This is a genomic window from Thiohalomonas denitrificans (genome assembly GCF_016841685.1).
Classification (GTDB): domain Bacteria; phylum Pseudomonadota; class Gammaproteobacteria; order Thiohalomonadales; family Thiohalomonadaceae; genus Thiohalomonas; species Thiohalomonas denitrificans_A.
In genome coordinates this window covers 1-2,819 of record NZ_JAENYR010000158.1, presented here as the reverse complement: position 1 = coordinate 2,819, position 2,819 = coordinate 1, and the positions used below count along the sequence as shown (strand labels likewise).

The following is a 2,819-nucleotide window of genomic DNA, read 5'->3' as shown; positions in this document are numbered from 1 at the left end:
GCAGGCGGGGATCCATTGCGTCTCGAGGTGATCCGCGAAGCCAATATGACGTCATCCCGCGCAGGCGGGGATCCATTTTGAGTCATGCCGCTGCTCTCTGGAACCCGCCTACCCCCCCGCCTGCGCGGGGGTGACAGGGAATGACGGGGAAGTGAGCAGTTACCATTCGGGAAGGGTAATTGCAGGCCTTTCGGTGCCGCAGGCAGGAGCGGCGGAAGCCGCGAAAGGGTGAGCCGCTCTGCTAACCTTCGGGTTCGGCGCAACTGAACCCGCAAGTCGTACGCAAGGTCGAATCTCCACATGCAAAAACCCCCTCCGACCACCGGTATGCACCATATCGCCCTGTTCGTGGCTGACCTCGCCGCGTGCGAGCGTTTTTACACCGAGCTGATGGGCATGCAGGTGGAGTGGCGGCCCGATGAGAACAGCGTCTATCTCACCTCCGGAAGCGACAATCTGGCACTCCACCGGTTGGACCAGGCCTTTGACGGGCCTCAACGGCTCGATCACCTCGGTTTTATCCTCGGATGCGCGGAAGATGTAGATGCCTGGTTTGCGTGGCTTCAGGCTCAGGGTGTTCCGATGAAGACCAAGCCGCGGACTCATCGTGACGGTGCACGCAGCTTCTACTGTCTTGACCCCGCGGGCAGCACCGTACAGTTGATTTATCATCCCCCTCTGGCTGGAAATCTGGGATAATCGCCGGCCGCCGCGACCCGTAAGGGCCGAGGGGTGTCGTCGCCCGCAGGTTGGCCTTCAGGGCGACCGGCAGTCGGGCTCAAGCCCGTAATAAACCGGGTTCTAATTTCGAGAAGTGCATTCAAGTACTGGAGTCGTCGATGAAGCGAATCAAGCTGCATGGGTTCAACAACCTCACCAAGACCCTGAGCTTCAACATCTATGATGTCTGCTTTGCGCAGAATGAGTCACAACGCAAGGAGTACATCGAGTACATCGACGAGGAGTACAACGCCGAGCGGTTGACCAAGATCCTTACGGATGTCTCCAACATCATCGGTGCCAATATCCTCAATATCGCCCATCAGGACTACGAGCCGCAGGGTGCGAGTGTCACTATCCTCATTTCGGAGGAGCCGGTGATGTCGGAGGAGTTGCTCAACAACGAAGGCCCCGGCCCGTTGCCCGAAGCCGTCGTCGCGCACCTCGACAAAAGCCATATCACCGTCCACACCTACCCGGAGAGTCATCCGGAGAATGGGATCAGCACCTTCAGGGCCGATATCGACGTCTCTACCTGTGGCCGTATTTCACCGCTGAAGGCACTCAACTACCTGATCCACAGCTTCGAGTCCGATATCGTCACCATGGATTACCGGGTGCGCGGTTTTACCCGGGATGTGCGCGGCAAAAAGCACTTCATCGACCACAAGATCAGCTCGATCCAGAATTATCTCTCCAAGGACACTATCGACAGCTATCAGATGATCGACGTCAACGTCTATCAGGAGAACATCTTCCACACCAAGATGATGCTCAGGGAATTCGAGTTGAACAACTACCTGTTCGGTGTCGACGAAAAAGAGCTCTCCCCGCAAGAGGCGAAGAAGATCCGGCGCCGCCTGCAGCGCGAGATGCTGGAGATCTTCTATGGCCGCAATATCGCCAAGATGCCGGGAGCTAGCTCTTAGTGGCGAGTAGCTAGTGGCGAATGGCGAGTAGCTGGGCGCCTGTGGAGAATATCGGTTTTTGTAGGTTGGGGTGAGTTATGCGAACCCCAACGCTGGTTTTGTTGGGCTTCGTTCCTCAGCGCCACCTACATTTTGGAGCCCTTGCTCTTCTCGGACAGGCTCCTCTGGTTGCCGGGACGTTTTTTGGAGCGCAGCGACCACATTCCCTTGTCCCTGGTCCCTTTTAACTAGCAACTAGCAACTCGTCACTAGCCACTCATCCCTCGCCACTAGCCACTAGCCACTCGTCACTCGCGGCCACTGCCCTTCAAATCCAATAAGCCGTCTGCGTCATCAGCTTCGACGTGAATTGCATGAGCGTTTTGAGCGGGAAGGGCAACTCGGTACCGCCGGCACGTTTGGCCATGCTGGCGTGTCGCGCTTCATCCTCCTTCATTTGTTCGAGAATGGCGCGGCTTTTCCGGTCGTGTTCGGGCAATCTCTGGAGATGCCCCTCCAGGTGGCGCACCACCTGCCGTTCGGTCTCTGCGAGAAAACCGAGACTCCACCGGTCCCCGGCGGCGCCGGCAATCGCCCCGATGGTCACCGAACCGGCGTACCAGAGCGGATTCAGGTAGCTGACATGGCTCCCCACCTCCCGGGCGCGGCGCTCGCACCACTCCAGGTGGTCGTTCTCCTCGAGGGCCGCCCGTTCCATCTCCTCGCGTACCTTCGGCAAACGAGCGGTTAGCGATTGCCCCTGATAGAGGCCCTGGGCCGAGACCTCACCCGCATGATTGACCCGCATCAGATGCCCGGCCAGTTCGCGCTCGGCCTGGTTCAGCTCTCCTTCCGACTCGGAATCGGAGGGGTTGGGACGATCGGTAACGATCGGCTTGCCAAAGAGGGTCCGCACGCCGATATCCACGTTCATGAGAACCCGATCCAGAGGGGTGTAATTGCGCATGGTCGCTGGTATCCGTAGAGATTCAAAAAATGATCCGCTATCCGATTAGGATAAGCCACTGCACGCCCGTGACCACCACCCCGTCCCCGTGGGGCGGCCCTCCTACCCGTACAGCGGAGACAGAGCCCCCGGTAGGAGGCGCGCCCCCGCGGCGATTGGCGTCACGAAGGGCATCGCGCCGGGGGCGGCCCTCCTACCCGTACAGCGGAGACACAGACCTGGTA

Annotated in this window: 3 protein-coding genes; 2 read left to right on the top strand and 1 reads right to left on the bottom strand. The window is 59.2% G+C overall.

Annotated features, from left to right (window positions below; genetic code table 11):
• The first annotated feature begins 300 nt into the window (after positions 1–300).
• Both Q7L05_RS17345 and speD read left to right on the top strand, forming a co-directional pair.
• The gene (locus Q7L05_RS17345) at positions 301–699 is read left to right on the top strand and encodes a VOC family protein (protein WP_303909572.1); all 399 of its coding nucleotides are present in this window, start codon (positions 301–303) and stop codon (positions 697–699) included.
• A gap of 140 nt (positions 700–839) precedes the next feature.
• Positions 840–1,649 (top strand): adenosylmethionine decarboxylase, encoded by an 810-nt coding sequence (gene speD / locus Q7L05_RS17340; RefSeq protein ID WP_303909570.1) that lies wholly within the window; start codon positions 840–842, stop codon positions 1,647–1,649.
• Positions 1,650–1,956: 307 nt separating this feature from the next.
• Here the strand turns inward: speD and coq7 are convergent, their stop codons facing one another.
• Complete coding sequence (coq7, locus tag Q7L05_RS17335; RefSeq protein ID WP_303909568.1) at positions 1,957–2,595, bottom strand: 2-polyprenyl-3-methyl-6-methoxy-1,4-benzoquinone monooxygenase; 639 nt, start codon at positions 2,593–2,595, stop codon at positions 1,957–1,959.
• Between the last annotated feature and the right edge of the window lie 224 nt (positions 2,596–2,819).

Coding starts and splice junctions, on each gene's coding strand:
- Q7L05_RS17345 (WP_303909572.1), top strand. CDS start 301: ATGCAAAAACCCCCTCCGACCACCGGTATGCACCATATCGCCCTGTTC.
- speD (WP_303909570.1), top strand. CDS start 840: ATGAAGCGAATCAAGCTGCATGGGTTCAACAACCTCACCAAGACCCTG.
- coq7 (WP_303909568.1), bottom strand. CDS start 2,595: ATGCGCAATTACACCCCTCTGGATCGGGTTCTCATGAACGTGGATATC.